Annotated in this window: 19 protein-coding genes; 10 read left to right on the forward strand and 9 right to left on the reverse strand. The window is 70.9% G+C overall.

Annotated features, from left to right (window positions below; translation table 11 throughout):
- The 3 genes from VF647_10585 to VF647_10595 form a co-directional block, all read left to right on the forward strand.
- A partial coding sequence (locus VF647_10585; protein HEX8452534.1) for a hypothetical protein occupies positions 1–601 on the forward strand: 601 nt, incomplete at its 5' end.
- Positions 602–802: 201 nt separating this feature from the next.
- The gene (locus VF647_10590; protein HEX8452535.1) at positions 803–1972 is read left to right on the forward strand and encodes a PLP-dependent aspartate aminotransferase family protein; all 1170 of its coding nucleotides are present in this window, start codon (positions 803–805) and stop codon (positions 1970–1972) included.
- Positions 1973–1997: 25 nt separating this feature from the next.
- On the forward strand, positions 1998–3029 hold the full coding sequence (locus VF647_10595) for a YpdA family putative bacillithiol disulfide reductase (protein HEX8452536.1): 1032 nt from the start codon (positions 1998–2000) through the stop codon (positions 3027–3029).
- Positions 3030–3336: 307 nt separating this feature from the next.
- Here VF647_10595 and VF647_10600 read toward each other — a convergent pair whose 3' ends face one another.
- From VF647_10600 to VF647_10615, 4 genes are all read right to left on the reverse strand, one after another.
- Positions 3337–4875, reverse strand: coding sequence for an AMP-binding protein (locus tag VF647_10600; GenBank protein HEX8452537.1), 1539 nt, complete (start codon positions 4873–4875; stop codon positions 3337–3339).
- The gene (locus VF647_10605) at positions 4872–5855 is read right to left on the reverse strand and encodes a hypothetical protein (GenBank protein HEX8452538.1); all 984 of its coding nucleotides are present in this window, start codon (positions 5853–5855) and stop codon (positions 4872–4874) included. The genes VF647_10600 and VF647_10605 overlap by 4 nt, the downstream gene beginning before the upstream one ends.
- Positions 5852–7993 carry an MMPL family transporter gene (locus VF647_10610; protein HEX8452539.1) on the reverse strand — a complete coding sequence of 714 codons (2142 nt, stop codon included), beginning with the start codon at positions 7991–7993 and terminating at the stop codon, positions 5852–5854. Before VF647_10610 ends, VF647_10605 begins: the two co-directional genes overlap by 4 nt.
- 127 nt (positions 7994–8120) lie before the next feature.
- Positions 8121–8936, reverse strand: a complete 816-nt coding sequence (locus VF647_10615; GenBank protein ID HEX8452540.1) for a carboxypeptidase regulatory-like domain-containing protein — start codon at positions 8934–8936, stop codon at positions 8121–8123.
- A 185-nt stretch (positions 8937–9121) separates the two neighbouring features.
- On the opposite strand from VF647_10615, the gene VF647_10620 reads away from it, so the two are divergent.
- From VF647_10620 to VF647_10640, 5 genes are all read left to right on the forward strand, one after another.
- A complete protein-coding gene (locus tag VF647_10620) occupies positions 9122–9844 on the forward strand; it encodes an SDR family oxidoreductase (GenBank protein ID HEX8452541.1) in 723 nt (240 codons plus the stop codon).
- 19 nt (positions 9845–9863) lie between these two features.
- Entirely contained in the window at positions 9864–10382 is a 519-nt protein-coding gene (locus VF647_10625; protein HEX8452542.1) for a hypothetical protein, read from the forward strand.
- Between the two features lie 20 nt (positions 10383–10402).
- The gene (locus VF647_10630) at positions 10403–10951 is read left to right on the forward strand and encodes an HAD family acid phosphatase (GenBank protein HEX8452543.1); all 549 of its coding nucleotides are present in this window, start codon (positions 10403–10405) and stop codon (positions 10949–10951) included.
- Positions 10952–11100: 149 nt separating this feature from the next.
- Positions 11101–11496, forward strand: coding sequence for a HEPN domain-containing protein (locus tag VF647_10635; protein ID HEX8452544.1), 396 nt, complete (start codon positions 11101–11103; stop codon positions 11494–11496).
- A gap of 8 nt (positions 11497–11504) precedes the next feature.
- A complete protein-coding gene (locus VF647_10640) occupies positions 11505–11867 on the forward strand; it encodes a hypothetical protein (GenBank protein HEX8452545.1) in 363 nt (120 codons plus the stop codon).
- Positions 11868–11982: 115 nt separating this feature from the next.
- Here the strand turns inward: VF647_10640 and VF647_10645 are convergent, their stop codons facing one another.
- Positions 11983–12306 carry a hypothetical protein gene (locus tag VF647_10645; protein ID HEX8452546.1) on the reverse strand — a complete coding sequence of 108 codons (324 nt, stop codon included), beginning with the start codon at positions 12304–12306 and terminating at the stop codon, positions 11983–11985.
- Between the two features lie 198 nt (positions 12307–12504).
- Here VF647_10645 and VF647_10650 point away from each other — a divergent pair, with 198 nt between their 5' ends.
- Together VF647_10650 and VF647_10655 are read left to right on the forward strand one after the other, a co-directional pair.
- Positions 12505–13935, forward strand: a complete 1431-nt coding sequence (locus tag VF647_10650) for a class II fumarate hydratase (protein ID HEX8452547.1) — start codon at positions 12505–12507, stop codon at positions 13933–13935.
- 12 nt (positions 13936–13947) lie between these two features.
- Positions 13948–14742 (forward strand): MBL fold metallo-hydrolase, encoded by a 795-nt coding sequence (locus tag VF647_10655; GenBank protein HEX8452548.1) that lies wholly within the window; start codon positions 13948–13950, stop codon positions 14740–14742.
- A 101-nt stretch (positions 14743–14843) separates the two neighbouring features.
- Here VF647_10655 and VF647_10660 read toward each other — a convergent pair whose 3' ends face one another.
- The 4 genes from VF647_10660 to VF647_10675 form a co-directional block, all read right to left on the reverse strand.
- Entirely contained in the window at positions 14844–15728 is an 885-nt protein-coding gene (locus tag VF647_10660; protein HEX8452549.1) for a lysylphosphatidylglycerol synthase domain-containing protein, read from the reverse strand.
- Positions 15729–16084: 356 nt separating this feature from the next.
- Positions 16085–17476: a dihydrolipoyl dehydrogenase gene (gene lpdA / locus VF647_10665; GenBank protein ID HEX8452550.1), complete on the reverse strand. Its 1392-nt coding sequence runs from the start codon at positions 17474–17476 to the stop codon at positions 16085–16087.
- A 209-nt stretch (positions 17477–17685) separates the two neighbouring features.
- Positions 17686–18960 carry a 2-oxoglutarate dehydrogenase complex dihydrolipoyllysine-residue succinyltransferase gene (gene odhB, locus VF647_10670; GenBank protein ID HEX8452551.1) on the reverse strand — a complete coding sequence of 425 codons (1275 nt, stop codon included), beginning with the start codon at positions 18958–18960 and terminating at the stop codon, positions 17686–17688.
- A 114-nt stretch (positions 18961–19074) separates the two neighbouring features.
- The coding region (locus VF647_10675; protein HEX8452552.1) for a 2-oxoglutarate dehydrogenase E1 component at positions 19075–21763 on the reverse strand (2689 nt) is incomplete at its 5' end.

The raw sequence follows: 21763 nt of genomic DNA on the forward strand, positions 1-21763 counted from the left end.
AGGCTTGAGGGTGGGGCCGCAGGCTCTCCGCATGCAGCCGCACCCCTTTGCGCCGCGCCGCTCGGTGACGTCGCTCTTCAGCAACCTGGTGACCCGGCCCACCGGCCGGGCCATCCGCACCGGCGTGGAGAGCCAGCTCGCCGAGATGGAGGCTGGCCCGTCGCTCTGCCTCTCGATCCTCGACTTCTCGCAGGTCCGCATCCTGGACTACTCCTGCGCGGACGAGATCGTCGCCAAGCTCCTCCTCCGCTTCCTGGGGGAGGAGCGTCCGGCCGAGGCGTACTTCGTGGTCCGCGGCGTCCAGGAGCACCACGTGGAGGCGATCGAGGCCGTCCTCGAGCGCCACGACCTCCTGCTGGTGGCGGAGGACGATGCCGGCTACGTGCACCTGCTGGGCGGCGCGAACCCGGTGCACCGCGTGACCTGGGACGCCCTCGCCCGCCGCGGCCGCGCCACCGCCGGCGAGCTGGTGGAGGAGACCGGCCTGGCCGAGGAGGCCATCGCGGCGACGTTCACCGGCTTCGCCTTGCAGCGGGTGATCGTGCGGCACCCGGATGGGACGGTTTCGCCGCTGTCGGCGCTGCTGGAGGAGGAGGGGTGAGGGCCCCCTCCCCGCTCGTTCCTCGCTGCCCCTCCCCCCACCTGCTGGGGGAGGGGCGGACGCGTGTGTCGGTGCGCAGTGGCGGGCGGCGGGGCGGGGGCGAGCACGGGCAGCCACGTGGGGCTGCCCCTACGGGCGCACTAACGCACTAACGCACTAACGCACTAACGCACTAACGCACTAACGCACTAACGCACTCTCATGACCGGTCCATCCACGCGCGCGGTGCACGCCGGCGAGCCGCCGGCCCGGGAAGGGGCGCCGGTGGTGAACCCCATCGTCCCGAGCACCACGTTCTTCGGCGATCCGTCGTTGGGCGGGGAGGTGCTGTACACGCGCTACGGGAACGGGCCCAACCACCTGGCGCTCGCGGAGCGGCTCGCCGCGCTGGACGGCGGCGATGACGCGATTCCGCTGGCGAGCGGAATGGCGGCGATGGCGTGCGCCCTCCTCTCCTGCCTACAGGCCGGAGACCACGTGGTGGCGACGCACGCCATCTACGGCGGCACCCGCGTGCTGCTGGAGCGCGAGCTGTCGCGCCTGGGCATCACCACGACCTTTGTGGACCTCACGCAGGCGGGATGGGAGCGCGCCTTCCGCCCCGAGACGCGCGTCGTGCTGGGGGAGTCGCCCTCGAATCCGCTCCTGCGCGTCCTCGATCTGCGCGCCATCAGCGACGCGGCCCATGAGCGCGGCGCGGCGGTGATCGTCGATGCCACCTTTGCGTCACCCATCAACCTGCGCCCGCTGGAGCACGGGGTGGACCTGGTGATGCACAGCGCCACCAAGTACCTGGGCGGCCACAGCGACGTCACCGCGGGCGTGCTGGTGGGCTCCGATGCGCGCATCGCGGCGGTGCGGGAGCGCGCGCGGGTGTGGGGTCCGCTGCTCGATCCGCACGCCTGCTGGCTCCTTGAGCGCGGGATCAAGACGCTCGCCCTGCGCATGGAGCGCCACAACTCCAACGGGATGGCCATCGCGCGCTGGGCCGAGGCCGAGCCCGGGATCGCGCGGGTCCACTACCCCGGCCTCGCCTCGCACGCTGACCACGACCTCGCGGCGCGGGTGCTGGACGGCTTCGGCGGGATGCTGGGGATCGAGGTCGAGGGCGGGGGAGAGGCGGCGACCCGCTTCGTGCGTGCGCTGCGGCTGGCCAAGCTGGCCCCCTCGCTGGGCGGCGTGGAGACGCTGGTCTCCGAGCCACGCCACACGTCGCACGCCGCGATGACCGAGGACGACCGCGCCGCCAACGGGATTCGCGACGGCTTCGTGCGCGTATCGCTCGGCATCGAGGACCCGGAGGACCTGATCGCGGACTTCGCGCAGGCTCTTGAGGCGGCGGGCGCGGCGGCCGTCACGGCTCAACGGTGAGACATGTTGTGAATCGAGGGAAGCGATGAACATCCAGCCGGATGAGCTCGACATAGCGGTGATCGGCGCGGGGCCGTGCGGGCTGGCGGTGGGGGTGGCGGCGCGGCAGGCGGGGCTGAGCTGCGTCCACTTCGACCGCGGGGCCATCACGCAGGCGATGCTGGACCATCCCACCTACGTCACCTATTTCAGCGGCCCGGAGAAGCTGGAGATCGGCGGTATCCCCTTCACCACCTCGGGCGACAAGCCTTCGCGCCGCGAGGCGCTGCGCTACTACCGTAAGGTGGCCGAATTCTACCGCCTGGACGTGCGCCAGTACGAGGACGTCCTCAACGTGACGCGCGACGGCGGCGGCTTCGTGCTGCGCACCGTCGGGCGCGGCGGCGAGCGCCTCCACCGCGCGCGCAACGTGGTGGTCGCGACCGGCTACTACGACAGCCCGCGCCGCCTGGAGATCCCCGGCGCCGACCTCCCCAAGGTGAAGTACTACTTCGACGAGCCCTACCCGTACTGGAACCAGGACGTGGTGGTGGTCGGCGGCGGCAACTCGTCCAGCGACGCGGCGCTGCTCTGCTGGCGCGAGGGGGCGCGGGTGACGCTGGTGCACATCTTCGACGGGATCGACCGCGGCGTGAAGCCGTGGGTGCGCCCCGACATCGAGAACCGGATCATCGAGGGATCGATCCCCGCCCTCTGGCGCCACCGCCTGATCGAGATCCGCCCCGACGCCGTCGTCGCCGAGAGCCTGGAGACGGGCGAGCGCACCATTCTGCCGAACGACTGGGTGCTCGCGATGACCGGCTACGAGCCCGACCCGCGCCTCCTGCGCACCCTCGGCGTCACCATCGACGCGGTCACCGGCATCCCCGTGCACGACCCCGCCACCATGGAGACGGACGTCCCCGGCGTCTTCGTGGCCGGCGTGGTGGTGAGCGGGCATGATTCCAACAAGATCTTCATCGAGAACGGCAAACTGCACGGCCCGCTGATCGCGGCGGCGGTGGGTGCCCCCTCCCCCCGGCCCCCTCCCCCGCCTGCGGGGGCGCAGGGCGGGTGAGGGGGAGAACTGCAGCCCTCGCTGCACCGATCCCGTAGGGGCGCGATTTATCGCGCCCGTGCCCGCCTCCGCTCCGTCGCCTCTCCCTCGCACGCCGATACCGGTAGGGGCAGACCTGCGTGTCTGCCCACCGCGCGCGCCACCCGGATCTTCGCCACGCTCACCGACACCTCGTAGGGGCCGCCCCACGTGGCTGCCCGTGCCCTCCGCCGCGCCGCCCCACGCACCCGGGCGCGAATGCACGCCACCGCCCCTCCCCCAGGCAGTTTTGGGGGAGGGGCCGCGAGGAACGAGCGGGGGAGGGGGCCTACCCCAGCAGCGCCCGCAACGCCGCCGTATCCGTCTTCGATGCGTGGCGCGGGTCGCGGGGGATGGTGCGGAACGCGCGCACCTCATCCACCGGGACCGGAGCGAGGGCGGCAGCGAGGCGCTCGCGATCCGTTGCGGACAGCGTGCCGGTGGCGGTCTCGACGCAGAGGACCGCGCGCTGGCCGTGCCCGGCGTCCGCGATGCCGAGGTAGGCGGCGTGGCGGACGCCCTCCACCTGCAGCGCGCGGACCTCGGCGGCGCCGCTCCACCACACGTGGCCGTCGCGGTGAACGCGCTCGGCGATGCGGCCCATCAGCCAGAGGCGGCCATCGTCGTCCAGCCAGGCCGCGTCGCCGGTGCGGTGCCAGACGCGGCCGGCGTCGTGGATCTTGTTGCGCAGCTCGGCTTCCGGATCGTTGAGGTACCCCGCCAGCACGTGCGCGCCCGCAACCGCCACCTCGCCCGTCTCGCCGCGCGCAACCTCCCACCCCGCTAGCTCCGTGATCGCCCCGTCGTTGGGACGGAGGATCTTGACCTCCACCTCCGGCACGGGGCGCCCGACGCAGATCCCCTCTGCCGGGCCTTCCATCGCCGCGAGCATGTCGCGCGCCTCGATGCCGGAGATCGGCTCGGCCTCGCTGCTGCCGTAAACGACGCCGACCGCGCCGTCCGCGATGGTGGCGAGGAGGCGCGCGAGCGGGGGGAGCACGGGCGCGCCACCGGTGAAGAGGGCGCGCAGCGGGATGCGCGCGCCGGTATCCGCACACCAGCGGGCGAGGCGCTCGTAGAACGCGGGCGAGCCGCTGCTTGTGGTCACCCCTTCCGCCACCATCTGCCGGTGGATGCGCGCGGGGTCGATGTCGGCCGGGCGGCGCGGGTCGAAGTCGGGGAGGACGCTGGGGATGCCGCTCGCCAGGTTGTTGAGCACGAAGACCGGGAGCGTGGGCATGTCCACGTCGTCTTTGTGCGGGCGCAGGTGGTGCACGAGCGCGAGGTGCTGCGCCCAGAGGAAGCTGTGCGACCGCGCCGCCGCCTTGGGCGTGCCCGTGCTCCCCGTCGTAAAGGTCACCAGCGCGGGCGCGTCGTCGGCGACGCTCGCGGGATCGGTCGGGGTGGCGCTCTCGTGGCGGCGTAGCGACAGCAGGCGCGTCCCCGCCGTCAGGTGCACGGGAATGCGGCGGATGGCGGGGCTCAGCAGCCTCAGCAGCTGCGCCTTGGGGGTGCCGATGAACATCTTTGGCGACGCCACCCGCACGGCCGCGTCCAGCCGGCGGCGGTCCGCCCACGCATCGACGAAGACAGCGGTGGCGCCGCAGTGAAGCGTCGCCAGGAGCGCCACGTAGAGGTCGATAGAGAGCGGGACGAAGAGGAGTACCGAGTCGCCGGGGCCGAGGCCGCGTCTCGCCAGGCCGGCGCCCAGGGCGCGCACCCGGCGGTCCAGCTCGCCGAAGGTGAGGCGGCGCCCCGTCTTGTCCACGATAGCGGCGCGGCCGGGATGGAGCGCCGCACGCCCCGCTAGCCGCGCGGCGATGTTCACGGGGTCCACTCGTACAGCGCGTACCGGCGGAACACGTCAGCCGTATGGCGCGAAATGCCGACGGAGGCGTTCCCCACGTGCATCAGCGCGTGGATCACCTCCGTGTACCCCCGCTCGTGCGCCAGCCGCCGGATCTCGTCGCCGAGAAAGGTGCCGAGACCCAGCCCGCGCGCACCCTGTGCGGACGCCAGCGTCTTGAGGACGACCCTCGTGGGCCGCCCTGCGGACATGGTGAGCAGATCGGGGAAGGCGAAGACGTAGCCCAGCAGCCGGCCCTCTGCGTCCTCGGCCAGCCGCACCAGCTCGGGATCGAGCAGGGGGCGCAGCGGTGTGTAGCGTGCGCGGAACTCGGCGAAGGAGACCGGCGAGTAGTACAGGTTCTCCGCGAATGCTTCGACGGTGAGCGCGTAGAGCGCCTCAAGCTCCTCGTCGAAACGGTCCGAGCGCAGTGCGCGCACGGTGACGCCTCGCGCGCGCAAGCGCTCCGGCGCGGACGCCGCGCGCGGGTCGGGCGTGGCAAGGTCGGTTACGCGCGCGCTCTCGTACCACGCCGCCACGTAGAATCCGGCCGGCGTGAAGTCGTCCACGTACTCCGCCGGGTTCGCGGGCTCCGATAGAAAGGGCGGCGCATCGCCGGGGAGCGCGAGGCGGTAGCGTGCCCACGTGCTCCCGTTGATCGGACCGAGCACGCGGTCCACGTCCGGCAGGCTGCGGAGCGCCTCCGCCAGGATCGCGACACCCGGCGCGCGATCGACGGCCTCGTAGTGGCCGATCATCCCGGTGCGTCCGGGTGCGCCATGCAGCCCATCCGCGGTCGTGACGGCGCAGCGTGCAGCCGGATCGCCGCCGACATACGCGATCAGGCAGCGCGCGCCGGCGGGGACCGGCTCGTCGGCGAGCGGATAGCCGACGCGCTCGCGGACGACGGCGAATGCGGGGTCGTCCGCGGCGGTTTCTTCGATGCGAAGGTCGTGTGTCATCGAACGGTGGCGGGGCGGTCGCGGCCCAGCAGGAGGAGGGCGGGGAGGAGGAAGAGGTCGGCCAGCGCCGCGCCCACGATGGAGACCGACGCCACGATCCCGAACGACGCGATCGAGCGCGAAGCGGAGGTGGCGAGCACCGCGAACCCGAGGGCCAGCACCAGCGACGCGTACACGACCGCGCGCCCCGTCTCGCGATACGTGCTCCCCACCGCCTCCTCGCGCGACGCACCCTCCGCGCGCGTTTCGCGGTAGCGGAAGAGGAAGTGGATCGTGTCATCCACCGAGATCCCCAGCACGATGGCGCCGATGGTGGCGGTGGCGATGTCGAGCGGGATCCCCGTCCAACCCATCATCCCGAACACCAGCGCGACCGGGAAGAGGTTGGTCGGGATCGACGCCAGCGTGAGCGGCAGGGAGCGCAGTAGCACCCCCACCATCGCGAAGACGATCACGGTGGAGATCCCGAGCCCCCACACCGTGCCGCTCACCACGTAATCGACGATGCGCAAGTAGAGCGGCAGGTACCCCGATGCGTGCAGCGTCGCCGCGCCGCCGAGCGTGTTGCGGCCCTCGGCCTCCAGCGCGTGCAGCGTACGAGCGATGCGGCGCGTGCTCGTCATCGGCACGAAGGCGGTGATGCGCGCCTCCTTGCCGTCATCGGTCAGGTACCCGCCGCCCGGCGCGATGCGGCGCGCGGCCGCCAGCTCGCGAACGCCAAAGGTGCGCGCCACGTCCGGCCGCCGCTCCACGCGCCGCTGCCACTCGCGCAGGCGGCGCAGCACCGCGGTATCCAGCACCGCACTGCCCGCCGCCGGCCGCACGACGAACTCCAGCGGCGTGTAGAAGCCGGAATTCTGCTCGATCCAGCGGCTGTCCGTGCGCGCGGCGTGGCCGGCGGGGAGGAGCTCGAGCGTAAAGGTGTCCGCCCGCACGCGCGCCGAGCCCACCAGCAGGAACGTCGTCACCGCCGAGACGCCCGCGAGCACCTGCCAGCGCCAGCGCGGGAGCGCTTTCGAAAGCGCCGCCAGCGTGCGGTCAATCGCGCCGCCAGACACCCGCTCCGGCGGCGGCTTCAGGTCCCAGATCGCCAGCGCGGCGGTGCCCACCAGCAGCGTCAGCACCCACCCGATCATCATCGCCACGGCCGCCGCGAGGCCGAGGTCGCGGATGGCAGGCATGCGCGAGTTGGCCAGCGCCAGGAACCCCGCCGCAGTGGTCAGCGCGGTGAAGAGGTTGGGGAGTGCCACCCACGCCGACGCGCGCGCAACCATCTCGCGCCGTGGCTCGCCGGGCGCGAGGGCGCGCCGTTCCGTGTAGTAGTGGGAGATCAGGTGGATGGCATCGGAGAGCCCGATCACCAGCACGAGCATGGGGAGGATGGAGGTGACCTGCGTAAAGGGGCGCCCCGTGAGGGTGAAGAGCCCCATCGTCATCACGGAGACGATCACCGGCGGCACGATGGCGATGGCGACGGCCATCCACCGCCGCAGCGCCAGCCAGAGGAGGACCGCCATCACCACGAACGCGATCCCCAGGTAGATGCCGCTGTCGCGAATCGTCTGCCGGTTGAGCGCGTCGTACACCACGCCGATCCCCGCGTAGTGCGGCGCCCGCTCCGCGCCCAGCGTGCGGATGGCGCCCGTGCGGATCTCGTCCATGATCCGCCCGCGCACGGCGTCGATGTCCGGCCGCGCCGAGATGCGCGCCAGGAGCACCACCGTCCGCCCATCCCGCGAGATCAGCCCCGCGCGCTGCAGGTAGGCCCGGGCACCTTCGCTCGTCCCGATCGTGTCCGCCAGCGCGCCCGGGGAGAGCACCTGGTCCACTCCCTCCACCCGGCGCAGCGCATCGGCGGCGCGTCGCTGCACCGCGCGCTCCTCCGCCGCGAGCGCATCGCCCGGAGCGCGGTAGGCGACGGCGACCACCTCGTCGTTGCCGAAGCGGCGCACGAAATCGCGATACCCTCGCAGCGCCGGGTCATCGCGCACGAACCAGACGGCGAGGCTGTTGTCCGGACGCAGCGCCCCCGCCGCCGCGGCCAGCGGCGCCACCGCCACCAGCAGCACCAGCAGCGTGCGCCAGGGATGCGCCGCGACGCCGCGCAGCACGCGGTGGAGGTAGGAGCTCGAGGACATCGCGGAGGAGTGCGGGATTCAGCGGAAGGCGGGTGCCCCAAGATGCCGCGCATCGTGCCGCGGGCGCAACTCGAACCTACGAATCGCGCCCGCCAACGCACTCACGCACTCACGCACTCACGCACCCTCACCGCGACGAAACCACCGCCAGCAGCAGAAACACCCCCACCCCGATCGCCATCTTCCGCCAGCTCCACTTGCCGGTGGGCGCGGGCTTGGTCCAGAACGCCACCACCCCGCAACTGTTGAACGAGCTCACGAAGACGTTGGGCACCTGGGCCGAGCTGGTGTAGACCTCCACCCCTTCCAGCGACGGAACGTTCACGAAGGCGTCCACGCTGCTCTCGCGGAGCTGCCGCATGCGCATCCCGTCGATGTAGATGTCGGGGAGGCACTGCCCCGAGCCTCCGCGCATCACAACGAGCGCCGATCCCGGCGCGCCCTGCTCGATGCGCACCCCCGGTATCATGCGCAGGAGGTCGCTCGCCCGCGAGGTGCCGCGCCGCTCCAGATCCTTGCGCCCCAGGAACCGCCCGAACCCGCCCCGCGCCATGCGGTCGCGGAACCCGGCGACCCCTTCGTCGGCGCGGGCGCGGACGATGATCGGCTCCAGCAGGATGGGCGAGTGGCCCAGGCGCAGCTCGATCTCCACGCGCTCGTCCTTGGCCACGGCCACGGAGAGCGAGTCGATGGGCGTGTACGATGGGTGCCTCACCCGCAGGATCACCGTCCCCGGCGGCCGCGGATCGAAGCGGAACGCGCCCGTGCTGTCGGTCCGCGAGCTGGCCGGGGCGCCGCCGCCGGTGTGCACGAGCTCCACCCGCACGTTCGCCACGGGTGCCCCGGTGCTGTCGTCCAGCACCACTCCCTCCACCGTCTGCGCCGCCGCCGCGGCGGGCACCAGCAGCATCGCCGCCGCGACCAGCATCCGCACCATCTTCATCGACGTCTCCTCGAAAGGGGCTTCCCGGCGCGCCGCCGCTCCTCCACAGCATGTAACTCGCGACGGCACGCGCCGTCAATGACGATCGGACACCCGGCGTCCGTCCGCTGTTCCCTCTCCCACCCCGCACGTGGCACATGCGGTGCAGCAGGTCCCGCCCCTGACCCTCAACAGGACGATGGAGAATGCGCGTGGATCTGAGCGGAAAGGTGGCGGTGGTGACCGGCAGCACGAAGGGGATCGGCTACGCGATCGCGGAGTCGCTTGCCCGTGCGGGCGCGGACGTGGTGGTCTCCGCGCGCAACGAGGACGAGGTGCGCGACGCTGCCCGGCGGCTGGAGGAGGTGGGGCCGGGGCGCGCCGTCGGCGTCGCCTGCGACGTCCGCCGCCACGAGGACGTGCGGCGGCTGATCGGCGCCGCGGTCGAGCTGGGCGGGGTGGACATCCTGGTGAACAACGCCGGCGTCGGCGTCTTCAGCACGGTGGATGGGATGTCACCCGAGGAGTGGCACACCGTCATCGGCACCAACCTGGACGGCGTTTTCTTCTGCTGCCACGAGGCGATCCCGCGGCTGCGCGAGCGCGGCGGCGGGTGGATCATCAACATCGGCTCGCTGGCCGGGCGCAACGCGTTCGCGGGGGGCGCGGCGTACAACGCATCCAAGTTCGGCCTCCTGGGCTTCACCGAGGCGATGATGCTGGACGTGCGCCACGACGACATCCGCGTCACCTGCATCATGCCGGGGAGCGTCGCCACCCACTTCAACAACCACGATCCCACCGACGCCGACGCCTGGAAGATCCAGCCCGAGGACATCGCGCAGATCGTGATGGACCTCATCGCCATGCCCGCGCGCACCCTGCCCTCCAAGATCGAGGTGCGCCCCTCGCGCCCGAAGTCGGGGTGAGCCGATGGGGTTGGACACGGTGGAGCTGGTGATGGCCTTCGAGGAGGCGTTCGGCATCGGCATCCCGAACGCCACCGCCGAACGCCTCGAGACACCGCTCCACATGGTCGACTACCTCTGCACGGTGCTACCAGTCGCGCCATCCGGCCCCTGCGCCACGCAGCGTACGTTCTTCCGGCTCCGGCGCGCGCTGCGCATCGCCGTCGAAGGCGCACCGCCACTCCGCACACGCACACGCATCCGCGACATCGCCACGCGCGGCGGTTGGCCCGCTGCGTGGGAGGGCGCACGCGCGGCCGTGGGCAAACCGGAATGGCCGGACGTGCCCTGGGGCCGCTGGCCGAACGGCGGAAAGGAGACACTGCGCTCCGTCGCGCTTCGCCTGGTCCCGCGGCTCGTGCCGCCCGACGTCTCGCGCGGCGAGGTCTGGACGCGGGAGCGGATCGGATTGCGGGTGCGCGAGGTCATCGTGGACGAGATCGGGATTGCGGACTTCAGGATGCGTGACGAGTTCGTCCGCGACATGAGACTCGATTGAATCGCCCTCTGGAGGTCGAAGTGGATGATCGAAACAGGCCAAAGGCGGTGGTCTGGGACCTGGACGGCACGCTGGCCGACGACCGGGCGCGCGCGCACTTCGTGGAGGTGGAGGCGGGGCGCGCGCGCGACTGGCGGTCGTACTTCGACGCCCTCGACCAGGACCCGCCGATCGCGGCATCCATGGAGGTGCTGCGCGCGATGCGGGCGGCCGGCATCCGCATCATCTTCCTCACCGGGCGCCCCCACTACACGCGCCCCAAGACCGAGCGGTGGCTGGAAGCGAACGGTCTGGCCGAGTACGACCTGCTCGTGATGCGCTCCGAAGGGGACGGGCGCCCTGCCGGCTACTTCAAGGTGGAAGCCGTCCACCGTCTGCGCCGCGAGTACGAGCTGGTGTGCGCCTTCGAAGACCGCATCGACGTCGCCAACCACCTGCGCGAGGCTGGGATACCCGTCTTCCTCTTCGGCGCCGGGATGGAGGCCGCGGCCGAGGCCCTCGAAGCCCTCGACGCCACCGAGGACGAGGTGCTGGAGGAGGCCGAGCGCAAGGAACACGACGCCCAATAGCACGCTTCGGCCCAGAAGCGGCCAGCGCCCGAACCAGTTTTTCGGCCCGATTGACGCGGTATTTGCAAGCGCTACCTTTCAGCCCGGGGTGAAGCATTCGCCGCGGGCCTACCGGTCGTGGCGCCGCAAGTCCACCGGCCTCTTTTCTCGTGATCAGCAGGGCAGAACTGGCGAGCACCGCGCGTGCCCGCCTCATCGACGCGGAGCTGCTCAGCGCGGCCGGCCGCTACGACAGCGCGGTGTACCTGTGCGGCTACGCGGTCGAGCTGCAGTTGAAGGCGGCGATCTGCCGCACACTGGGCTGGTCCGAATTTCCGTCCTCGAACCGCGAGTTCGAGAAGCTGCGGGCCGTGAAAACGCACGACTTCGAAACCCTGCTCAACCTCACGGAGAAGCGAGCCGAGATCCTGACCGTGTACCAGACCGAATGGGAGGAGGTGAAAACGTGGAATCCCGAACTGAGGTACAGCCCGGTTGGAAGCACGGACGAGCAAAAGGCCCGCTCCCTTCTCGGTGCTGCCACCACGCTGTTTCGCGTCCTGTAGATCCGTTCGTGTTCAAGCTCGTCGCCTTCGAGGACCGCCTGGAGCGTGAGAACGGAAAGCCGTGCTTGTTCGCGCTGATCAGGCGGCAGGGATTCATGATGCGGTGGGAGGTGTTTCTGGCCGCACCCTGGGCTGCGGGGGACCCCGACGGAGCGAGGCGGTCGCTGGTGGCGGAGCTCGTATCCTGGCTAACGCCCGAGGAGCGAACCAAGTTCGGCGGAGTCACCGTGCTGCGGCCCTGCGACGATTTTGTGTGCGAGCTCCTGGATCGCGTCGACGGGCACGAGCTGGTTCACGAGCTCCGCCCAACGATGGTCCAGGACGTCGACATCCAGCGCGCGGTCATCATCAACTCCTGCGGCGCGGCGTGAGCCACGTCGCGCGAGCCGGGGAACGGTCTGTGACCGGAAAGCGGCTGGGAAAAAGGAACAGCGGGGCTCACGTCGAGTCCCGCTGTTCACTGGCAGTGTTTCGTCGAGCCAACGGTCAGTGCACCGCCTCGACCGGAACCAGCGTTCCCTCGGGCTGGATCTGCACGTGGGTGTAGCGGTGGTCCCCTTCCTCCTTGTACTCGACCGGGGTGGGCGTCAGGACCTGGATGACGGGGTCGGTGGGCGCCTCGACGCGCAGGTGCAGGAGGAGGATGTCTGGATTGATCCCCTGCGGCTGGGCACGGGTCAGCGAGAGCCGGTAGCCGGGCGTCGGCATCGTGCACACGCCGCGTACGCGGAGCCTCGGCGGGCGGGGAGGCATGAAGTCCTGCACGGCGGACCACTCGCAGTTCAGTCCGGGACGGGGAAGGTCGCTCATCAAAGGCTCCGTTCAAGTGTGGTGAGATGGACCCGCGAAGCTCCTCACGATTGGCGTCTCGGGCCGAGCAGGCAAGGATTTCGTCGGAAATCCGGCGCGGGGCTGCCGCGGGGCGCGCGCGGGGTTTGCGCTGGGTGCGGGCGCGCTCCATCTTCCCGCGCGGCACCACCGACCACGAATCCGGACCCACGAGGAGCCATGACGGATAGCAACGCCCAGTTCCGCACCGAGCGCGACTCGCTCGGCGAGATGCAGGTGCCCGCCGACGCGCTGTACGGCGCGCAGACGCAGCGGGCGGTGGAGAACTTCCCCATCAGCGGCATCCGCTTTCCGCGGCGCTTCATCCACGCGCTGGGGACCATCAAGAAGGCCGCCGCGCAGGCCAACGCCGAGCTGGGCCAGCTCGACGACGGCGTCGCGGGCGCCATCGTGCGCGCGGCCGACGAGGTGATCGAGGGGCGCTGGGACGCGCAGTTCGTCCTCGACATCTTCCAGACGGGGAGCGGCACCTCCACCAACATGAACACCAACGAGGTGATCGCCACCCGCGCCGGCCAGCTTCGCGGCGAGGGGGAGACACGCGTTCACCCCAACGACCACGTCAACATGGGGCAGAGCTCCAACGACGTGATCCCCACCGCCATGCACGTGGCGGCGCGCGTGGCGATCCAGGAGGACCTGATCCCCGCGCTGGAGCGGCTCCGCGACGCGCTGCGCGCCAAGGCCGCCGCCTTCGACGACGTGGTCAAGAGCGGGCGCACGCACCTGATGGACGCCACCCCCGTGCGGCTGGGGCAGGAGTTCGGGGGCTATGCGTCGCAGGTGGAGCACGGCATCCGGCGCCTGCGCGCCGCAGGCGAGGAGCTGGCCGAGCTGGCGCTGGGCGGCACCGCCGTGGGGACGGGCACCAACGCCCTCCCCGCCTTCCCCGGGGCCGCCATCGCGCGCATCAGCGACCTCACCGGAATCACCTTTCGCGAGGCGGAGAACCACTTCGAGGCCCAGGGCGCCAAGGATGCCTACGTCTCGGCTTCCGGGGCGCTGAACACGCTGGCGGTCTCGCTCCTCAAGATCGCCAACGACGTCCGCTGGCTGGCGAGCGGCCCCACCTCCGGCCTTGCCGAGATCACCCTGCCGGCCGTGCAGCCGGGCTCCTCCATCATGCCGGGGAAGGTGAACCCGGTGATGAGCGAGGCGCTGATGATGGTGTGCGCGCAGGTGATGGGGAACCACGTGGCCGTTACGGTGGGCGGGCAGCACGGCAACTTCGAGCTGAACGTGATGATGCCGGTGATGGCGCACAACCTCCTGCAGTCGGTCGCGATCCTGGCGCACGGGTGCGACGCCTTCCGCACGCGCGCGGTCGAGGGGATCGGCGCCAACCGCGAGCGGTGCCGCGAGCTGCTGGAGCGGAATCCCTCCATCGCCACCGCGCTCAACGCCTACATCGGCTACGACGAAGCGGCGGCGGTGGCCAAGGAGTCCGCCAAGAACTACGAGTCCGTGCGCGACGTGGTGAAGCGCCGCGGGCTGTTGTCGGACGAGCAGCTCGACCAGGTGCTCAACGTGCGCGACATGACCGAGCCGGGCATCCCCGGCGGTGGCGTGGTGGGCGGCGGAGGCGGCTGAGCTGAACGGCGCATGACCCGGTTCGTCGCCGCCCTCGTACTCGCGGTCGCCCTTTCCGCCTGCACCATGAACATGCAGGCGGTGAGGGAGCCGCCGTACTCCTACGCCGCCGCGACCGCGCCGCCATGGCAGAGCATGGTGTACGCGGCGCGCACGGACAGCGGGGTGGTCGTGGTGGACCTGGGGTGGTACGGCGCGGGGCGCGAGCTGCGGCGCACTCTGGCCCGGCTGGGCGCGCGGCCTGAGGACGTCACGGACGTCTTTCTCACGCACAGCCACCGCGACCACATCGGTGCGTGGGAGACGGTGAGGACGGCGCGCTTCCACCTCTCCGCCGCGGAGGTGCCCATCTTCCAGGGCGACGCGCATCACAGGGATCTGCCGTCGCGCACGGGCGAGGCGGTACTCGGGAACCCGGCGCCGTGGCCGGGAGAGCTGGCGGTGCGCCCCTTCACCGGCGACACCGTCTTCACCTTCGGGCGGGACACGCTGCGCGCCTACCTCCTCCCGGGGCACACGCCGGGGAGCGCCGCGTACCTCTTTCGCCGCGTGCTCTTCATGGGCGATGCGTTCGTCTGGCACCTCTTCGGCGGCATCCGCGGCGCGGACGAGATCTTTACGGAGAACTCGGCGCAGAACCGGGCCAACGTCCGCGCCCTGCTCCACCGCGTACTCCCCCTCGGCGTCGACTGGGCCTGCAACGCCCACGCGAAGTGCGTGCGCCCTGACTCGGCGTTCGTGGCGCAGGTGACGGGCCCCCCTCTCCCCCGTAAAACGGGGGAAAGGGTGCACTCCGGGCCCGGTTGAGGCCACCGGGTACTCACCAGTATCGGCCCGCCGCGAGGATGCTCGCGGCGGGCCGATCTACCATTCCCCCATTCCCCATTCCCCACTCCCCATTCCCCACCTCACGGCGCGGGTCCCACCGGCCCCTGCTGATGCGAGTGCCGCCCGCGCAGCGCCATCCGCACCGCGGCCATGCCGTAGCGCGGGATCGCCAGGCCGAAGCCGAGGACGATGGGGAGCCCCGCCGTGCAGATGCGCCAGAAGAGGAAGACCGTCCCGAGGCTCCCACCCAGGTCCCCGGCGGCGCCGCTGGAGAAGGCGAGTTCGATTGCGCCCGCCCCGCCCGGCGTGGGGAGGAAGAGCTGCCCGTAGATCAGCGCGAAGGAGCTGATGGCGAGTACCTGGATCGGCGGCGGGTCGGGGAGGGTCTGCGCCAGCACGGGAAGGACGGCGACGCGGGAGGCCACGCTCATCAGCGTCAGCGGGACGCTCGCCGCCAGCGGCCACCCCAGCGCGCCGCGCACCGACGACCACACGATGCGGCTCCTGCGCGGCTTCCCCGCGGCGCGGCGGCGGCGGTGCACGATCCACCACACCAGCACGCTGCCGATCACCACCGCCACGATCCAGGGCACCACCCAGCGGAACGACTGGATCATCTCCGGCCCGACCCCGCGCCACCACCCAGGCGCGTAGATCAGCCCGGCGATGATCGCCGCGATCGCGACGACCACCGAGTAGCTCACCACCTCCACCGCCAGCAGGGGGATCGCCATCGCCAGCGACACGCCGGCGAAGATCATTCCCCCCAACCGCGCCGGCTCCCCGCCAATGCGCAGCGGCGTCACCACCGCCGCCGCGTCGCCGAAGACGTTGAGGACGAAGACCTCGCGGTACGGCAGCGGGTGCCCCGCTCCTTTCAGAAAGAGGTGGATGCGCAGGGCCCGCAGCGCCAGGTCGGCGGCCACGAGGAGCAGGCAGAGTGCGACGGCCGGCGCGAGCGACAATGCTTCCAACTCCATGCGTGCGAGGGAGATTGGAGGCAGTGCAAGCTACGCACCGGGGGAGGGAAGTAGTGCGTTAGTGCGTTAGTGCGTAAGTGCGATTGACCCCACCCATTTTGTCATACTGAGGAAGCCGCCCACGCGAACTCCGCGGCGGACACCGCACTTCCTGCGGCGACCGAAGGATCTAGCCGGCCAGGCAAGAGGCCAGCAGGTAACCGCGAACCCCTCGGCACGCGCAGTAGATCCTTCGCTCCGCGCCCGAGGTAGGCCAGTGCCGCGCGTCGCTCAGGATGACAGAATGTGGGGCACGGCCACGGGTCTACAACGCACTCACGCACTCACGCACTAACGCACTTTCACAGGTGGATCATCCTTCCATCCACCCCCAGCGCGGCTTCCTTCACCGCCTCGGGCAGCGTGGGGTGCGCGTGGACGGTGCGGGCGATGTCCTCGGCGGAGGCCTGGAACTCGATGGCCGTGGCGAGCTGCGCGATCAGGTCCGAGGCGCGCGGGCCGATGATGTGCGCGCCCAGCATCCGGTCCGTGCGGGCGTCGGCCAGGATCTTCACGAAGCCGTCCGTCTCGCCCATCGCCTTGGCGCGCCCATTGGCCAGGAAGGGGAACTTGCCGGTCTTGTACTCGACGCCCTGCGCCTTCAGCTCCTCCTCGGTGGCGCCGACGGAGGCGATCTCGGGCCAGGTGTAGACGATGTTGGCGACGGCGTCGTAGTTGACGTGGCCGTGCTTTCCCGCGGCGATCTCCACCGCGGCCACGCCCTCGTCCTCCGCCTTGTGCGCCAGCATCCGCCCGCCGATCGCGTCGCCGATGGCGTACACGTTGCCGACGCCGGTGTGGTAGTGGGTGTCCACCTGGATCACGCCGCGCTCCATGCGGATCCCGGCCTCCTCGAAGCCCATCCCCTCCGTGTACGCGCGCCGCCCCACCGACACCAGCAGGTAGTCCGCCTCGATCGGCTCCTGCCCCTCGACGCTGACCACCACCTTGTCGCCGCGCCGCTCGGCGCCGGTCACGCGCGCGCCGGTGCGGATGTCGAAGCCCTGCTTGCGGAAGACGCGGTCGGCCGTCTTCACCACCTCGCCGTCGAGGCCGGTGAGTATCGTGGGCATCGCCTCCAGGATGGTGACTTTTGCGCCCAGCCGCAGCCAGACGCTCCCCAGCTCCATCCCGATCACGCCGCCGCCCACGATCACCAGGTGCTCGGGCACGGCGGGGATGAACTGCGCGCCGGTGGAGTCGATGATCCGCTCGTGGTCGAACTTCAGGAAGGGGAGCTCTACAGGAACGGAGCCCGGCGCCAGGATGATCGTCTTGCCGCGCACCATCTGCGTGCCGCTCTCGCCCGTCACCTCAATGGTCTCGGGCGAGGTCATGCGGCCGAAGCCCCTGATCCACTCGATCTTGTTCTTCTTGAAGAGCCCCGCCACGCCCTGCGTGAGCGACTTCACCACCGCGTCCTTGCGGGCGAGCATGGTGGGGACGTCCACCGTGGCGCCCTCCACGCGGATGCCGTGCAGCTCGGCCTTGTGGCGGATCTGCTCAAACAGCTCGGACGAGTCGAGGAGCGCCTTGCTGGGGATGCACCCCACGCGCAGGCAGGTGCCGCCCAGCGCCGTCTCCTTTTCGATGCACGCCGTCTTGAAGCCCATCTGCGCCGCGCGGATCGCCGCCACGTACCCGCCGGGCCCGCCGCCGAGGACGACGAGGTCGAAGTTCAGTTCTTCTGACATATGTCGAAAAGTGCGTGAGTGCGTGAGTGCGTGAGTGCGCCAGTAACCGAAGTCCTAAGTCCTAAGTGCAGCAAGGTCTGGTGCCGCAACCTGATTCGCAAGCCTGCGAATGATACACCGAGTCACAACGAAGGGGACCGATCGAGTTAATCGGTCCCCCTGCTACACACCAGCGCACTGACGCACTAACGCACTAACGCACTTTCCGTTCAGCCTTCGAGGAGCAGGTTGAGCGGGTCCTCGATGTTCCGCTTTACCGTCACCAGGAAGCGCACCGCCTCGCTGCCGTCGACGATGCGGTGGTCGTAGGTGAGGGCCACGTACATGATGGGGCGGATCTCGACCTGGCCGTTCACGGCGACGGGGCGCTCCACGATGTTGTGCATCCCCAGAATGCCGACCTGCGGCGGGTTGAGGATGGGCGTGGAGAGCATGGAGCCAAAGGTGCCGCCGTTCGTGATGGTGAAGGTGCCGCCCTGCAGCTCCTCCAGCGTCAGCTTGCCATCGCGCGCGCGGGTGCCGAGGTCGGCGATCTCCTTTTCGAGCGCGGCGAAGCTCTTCTTGTCCGCGTCGCGGATCACGGGCACCACGAGCCCCTCTTCGGCGCCGACAGCGATGCCGATGTCGTAGTGCTGCTTAAGCACCATCTCGTCGCCCTGGATCTCCGCGTTGATGCGCGGGAACTGCTTGAGGGCGGCGATCACCGCCTTGGTGAAGAACGACATGAAGCCGAGCTTGATGCCATTCTGCTTCACGAAGGCGTCCTGCCGCTCCTTGCGCAGCTTCATCACCGCGCTCATGTCCACCTCGTTGAAGGTGGTGAGCGACGCCGTGGTCTGCTGTGCCTCCACCAGCCGCCGCGCGATCGTCTGGCGGCGGCGCGACATCCGCTCGCGCGTCTCGCGGCCCGGTGCGGCAGGCGCGGCGGGCGCCGGCTGTGCTCGCGGGGCGGCGGGCTGTGGCGCGGGCGCGGGTGCCGGTGCGGCGGGAGTTGCGGCCGGCTGCTGCTGGGCACGCGCGCGCCCGTCCTCGATCACCTTGAGAACGTCTTCCTTGGTGATGCGCCCGTTCGGCCCGGAGCCGCGGATCTGCGCGAGGTCCAGGTTGTTGTCCGCCGCCAGCGTGCGCACGGCGGGCGAGGTCTGCGCGCCCTCGCCGACGTGCTCGGCCACCTCGGGAGCGGCAGCCTGCGGCGCGGCGGCGGCCGGAGCCGCGGCCGCGGCGGGCGCCTGTTCGGCGGCGCCGGCGCCTTCGCCCAGCTCGGCCAGCAGCTCGTTGACGCCGACGGTGTCGCCTTCGTTCTTGACGATCCGCCCCAGGACGCCGGCCTGCGGGGCCGCGACCTCGACGGTGATCTTGTCCGTCTCCAGCTCCACCAGGATCTCGTCCTTGGCCACGGGCTGGCCCTGCTGCTTGGTCCAGCGGCCGACCGTGGCCTCCACCACCGACTCGCCCAGCGGCGGAACGCGGATCTCAACCGGCATCGGGGTACGCTCCAGATTTAGGGATTAGGGATCAGGGAATAGGGATCAGGGGAATCAATCGAACGCAGTGTTGCCGTTACTATTCCCTATTCCCTAGCCCCTATTCCCTCGCAGTTACTTCCGCTTTCCGATCAGCGACGCCCGCATCGGCGCGGCGTCCGGCGCATCGGCCAGGGCGGCGCGCACGATGCGGCTCTGCTCGGCCGTGTGCCGGTGCGCGTAGCCCTCGGCGGGAGAGGCGCGCGGCGGCCGGCCCGCGTAGCCGAGCTCCACGCCTTCCGGCAGGAGGGTGCGCAGGCGCGGCTCCACGAAGCTCCACGCGCCCATGTTGCGCGGCTCCTCCTGAGTCCACACGACCTCGCGTAGGGCGGGGAGCGCCGCCAGCGACTTCGCGAGCTGCTCCTCGGGGAAGGGGTACAGCTCCTCCACCCGCCCGATCGCAACGCGCTCCAGCCCCGGGATGGCGGCGCGCTCGGCGCGCTGCTCCTCGCTGGAGCCCACCAGGTCCACGTACACCTTGCCGCTGCACAGCACCAGCCGGGTGATCTCCGCGGCGCGCTCCTCCGGCACGTCCAGCAGCACCGGGCGGAAGGTGCCGCTCGCGAGCTGCTCCAGCCGGCTTGCTGCCAGCGCGTGGCGAAGGAGGCTCTTGGGGCTCATCACCACCAGCGGGCGCGCGTCGGTCGACAGGAGCGTCGCCTGGCGCCGCAGCAGGTGGAAGTACTGCGCCGACGTGGTGCAGTTGGCCACCCGGAAGTTCCCCTCGGCCGAGAGCTGGAGGAAGCGCTCCAGCCGCGCGGACGAGTGCTCCGGGCCCTGCCCCTCGTAGCCGTGCGGCAGCAGGAGCACCAGCCCGCTCCGCTCGCCCCACTTCTGGTACGACGCGGCCAGGTACTGGTCGATCATCACCTGCGCGCCGTTCACGAAGTCGCCGAACTGCGCCTCCCACACCACAAGCGCGGTGGGATCGGCCATGGTGTAGCCGTACTCGAAGCCCACCACCGCCATCTCGGTGAGCGGCGAGTTGTGGATCTCAAAGGTCGCCCGCGCGTCGGCGATCTGGTGGAAGACGTTCAGCTTCCTGCCCGTGACCGCGTCGTTGAGCACGGCGTGGCGGTGGCTGAAGGTGCCGCGCTCCACGTCCTGCCCCGTGATGCGCACCGGGATGCCGTCCTGCAGCAGCGACGCGAACGCCAGCGCCTCCGCGAGGCCCCAGTCGATGCCGCCCTCCGGGCCCATCGCGTCGCGGCGCTTCTGGAGGAGGCGCTCCAGCTTCGCGTTGGGGGTGAACCCCTCCGGCCGCACGAGCATCGCCTCGTTGAGCACGGTCAGCCGCTCGGCGGGGACGGCGGTCTCCACCCCGTGCTTGCCGTTGCGCGAGGGGGCATCGTCGTGGCCGTGGGCGGCGTGGTCGCCTCCCTTGATGCGGTCCAGGATCTCGCCGAGATGCGCCGTGACGCCCTGGAGCATCGCGTCCGCCTCTTCGCGCGCCACGACGCCCTCGTCCGCCAGCCGGCGCGCCAGGACGTCACGCACGGTGGGATGATCCTTGATGACGTCGTACATGCGCGGCTGGGTGAACGCGGGCTCGTCGCCCTCGTTGTGCCCCCACCGGCGGTATCCCACCAGGTCGATGACGAAGTCCTTGCCGAAGCGCTGCCGGTACGCGTGCGCCAGCCGGGCGGCGTTGATGCACGCCTCCGCGTCGTCGGCGTTCACGTGCACCACCGGCACCTCGAAGCCCTTGGCCAGGTCGCTCGAGTAACGGGTGGAGCGGTCCTGCTCCGGGTTCGTGGTGAAGCCGATCTGGTTGTTGGCGATCAGGTGAATGGTGCCGCCCACCGTGTAGCCGGGGAGCGACATCATGTTGAACGTCTCCGGCACCACGCCCTGGCCCGGGAACGCCGCGTCGCCGTGGATCAGCACCGCGACCGCGGCGGAGGTCTCGTGGCGGGGCGCGCCGGGGCCGGTGGTGTCGTCCTGCGACGCGCGCGTCATCCCCACGACCACGGGGTTGACGAACTCCAGGTGGCTGGGGTTGGGCGAGAGGGTGACGCGCACGCGGGCGCCCTCCACCTCGCGCTCGTCCTGCCATCCCATGTGGTACTTGACGTCGCCCGAGGGCTCGTCGGAGTTCTGCGCCGCGTCGCCGCCGGGGACGTGCTGGGCGCTCAGGAACGCCTCCACCATCATCTCGTACGGCTTGCCCAGTACGTGGGTCAGCACGTTGAGCCGCCCGCGGTGCGCCATGCCGATCAGCACGTCGCGCGCGCCGGCGCCCGCCGCCTCGCGGATGATCTCGTCCAGCATGGGGACCATGGTGTCGGTCCCCTCCAGCGAAAAGCGCTTCTGGCCGAAGAAGGCGCGGTGGAGGAAGTTCTCGAACCCCTGCACCTGCGAGAGCCGCTCCAGCAGCGCGCGCCGGCGCGGGGCGGGAAGGGGCTGGTTGAAGCGCCCGCTCTCGATCGCCTCGCGCAGCCAGCCGCGCTCGTCCGCGTCCGGAAGGTGGAGGAACTCGTAGCCGGTGGAGCCCGAATAGATCTCCCTCAGCCGCCGGATCGCGGAGAGCGCGTCCGTCGTCCCGTCCGGCGCGCTGCGCGCCACCGACGCGGGAAGCGCGGCCAGGTCCGCTTCGCTGATCCCGTGAAACGCCGGGTCCAGCGACGGGTCCACGGACGGCTCGGAGCCGAGCGGGTCCAGCCGCGCGGCGGTGTGCCCGCGGGCCCGGATGGAGCGCGCCAGCTCCCGCGCCGCCACGATGCGGTCCACGTCCGCGGGAATGGACGCGGGCGCGGCGCCGGCG

Source organism: Longimicrobium sp., assembly GCA_036387335.1.
Taxonomy (GTDB): domain Bacteria; phylum Gemmatimonadota; class Gemmatimonadetes; order Longimicrobiales; family Longimicrobiaceae; genus Longimicrobium.

Coding starts and splice junctions, on each gene's coding strand:
- VF647_10615 (HEX8452540.1), bottom strand. CDS start 8,936: ATGAAGATGGTGCGGATGCTGGTCGCGGCGGCGATGCTGCTGGTGCCC.
- VF647_10595 (HEX8452536.1), top strand. CDS start 1,998: ATGAACATCCAGCCGGATGAGCTCGACATAGCGGTGATCGGCGCGGGG.
- VF647_10590 (HEX8452535.1), top strand. CDS start 803: ATGACCGGTCCATCCACGCGCGCGGTGCACGCCGGCGAGCCGCCGGCC.
- VF647_10605 (HEX8452538.1), bottom strand. CDS start 5,855: ATGACACACGACCTTCGCATCGAAGAAACCGCCGCGGACGACCCCGCA.
- VF647_10610 (HEX8452539.1), bottom strand. CDS start 7,993: ATGTCCTCGAGCTCCTACCTCCACCGCGTGCTGCGCGGCGTCGCGGCG.
- VF647_10650 (HEX8452547.1), top strand. CDS start 12,505: ATGACGGATAGCAACGCCCAGTTCCGCACCGAGCGCGACTCGCTCGGC.
- VF647_10620 (HEX8452541.1), top strand. CDS start 9,122: ATGCGCGTGGATCTGAGCGGAAAGGTGGCGGTGGTGACCGGCAGCACG.
- lpdA (HEX8452550.1), bottom strand. CDS start 17,476: ATGTCAGAAGAACTGAACTTCGACCTCGTCGTCCTCGGCGGCGGGCCC.
- VF647_10655 (HEX8452548.1), top strand. CDS start 13,948: ATGACCCGGTTCGTCGCCGCCCTCGTACTCGCGGTCGCCCTTTCCGCC.
- odhB (HEX8452551.1), bottom strand. CDS start 18,960: ATGCCGGTTGAGATCCGCGTTCCGCCGCTGGGCGAGTCGGTGGTGGAG.
- VF647_10645 (HEX8452546.1), bottom strand. CDS start 12,306: ATGAGCGACCTTCCCCGTCCCGGACTGAACTGCGAGTGGTCCGCCGTG.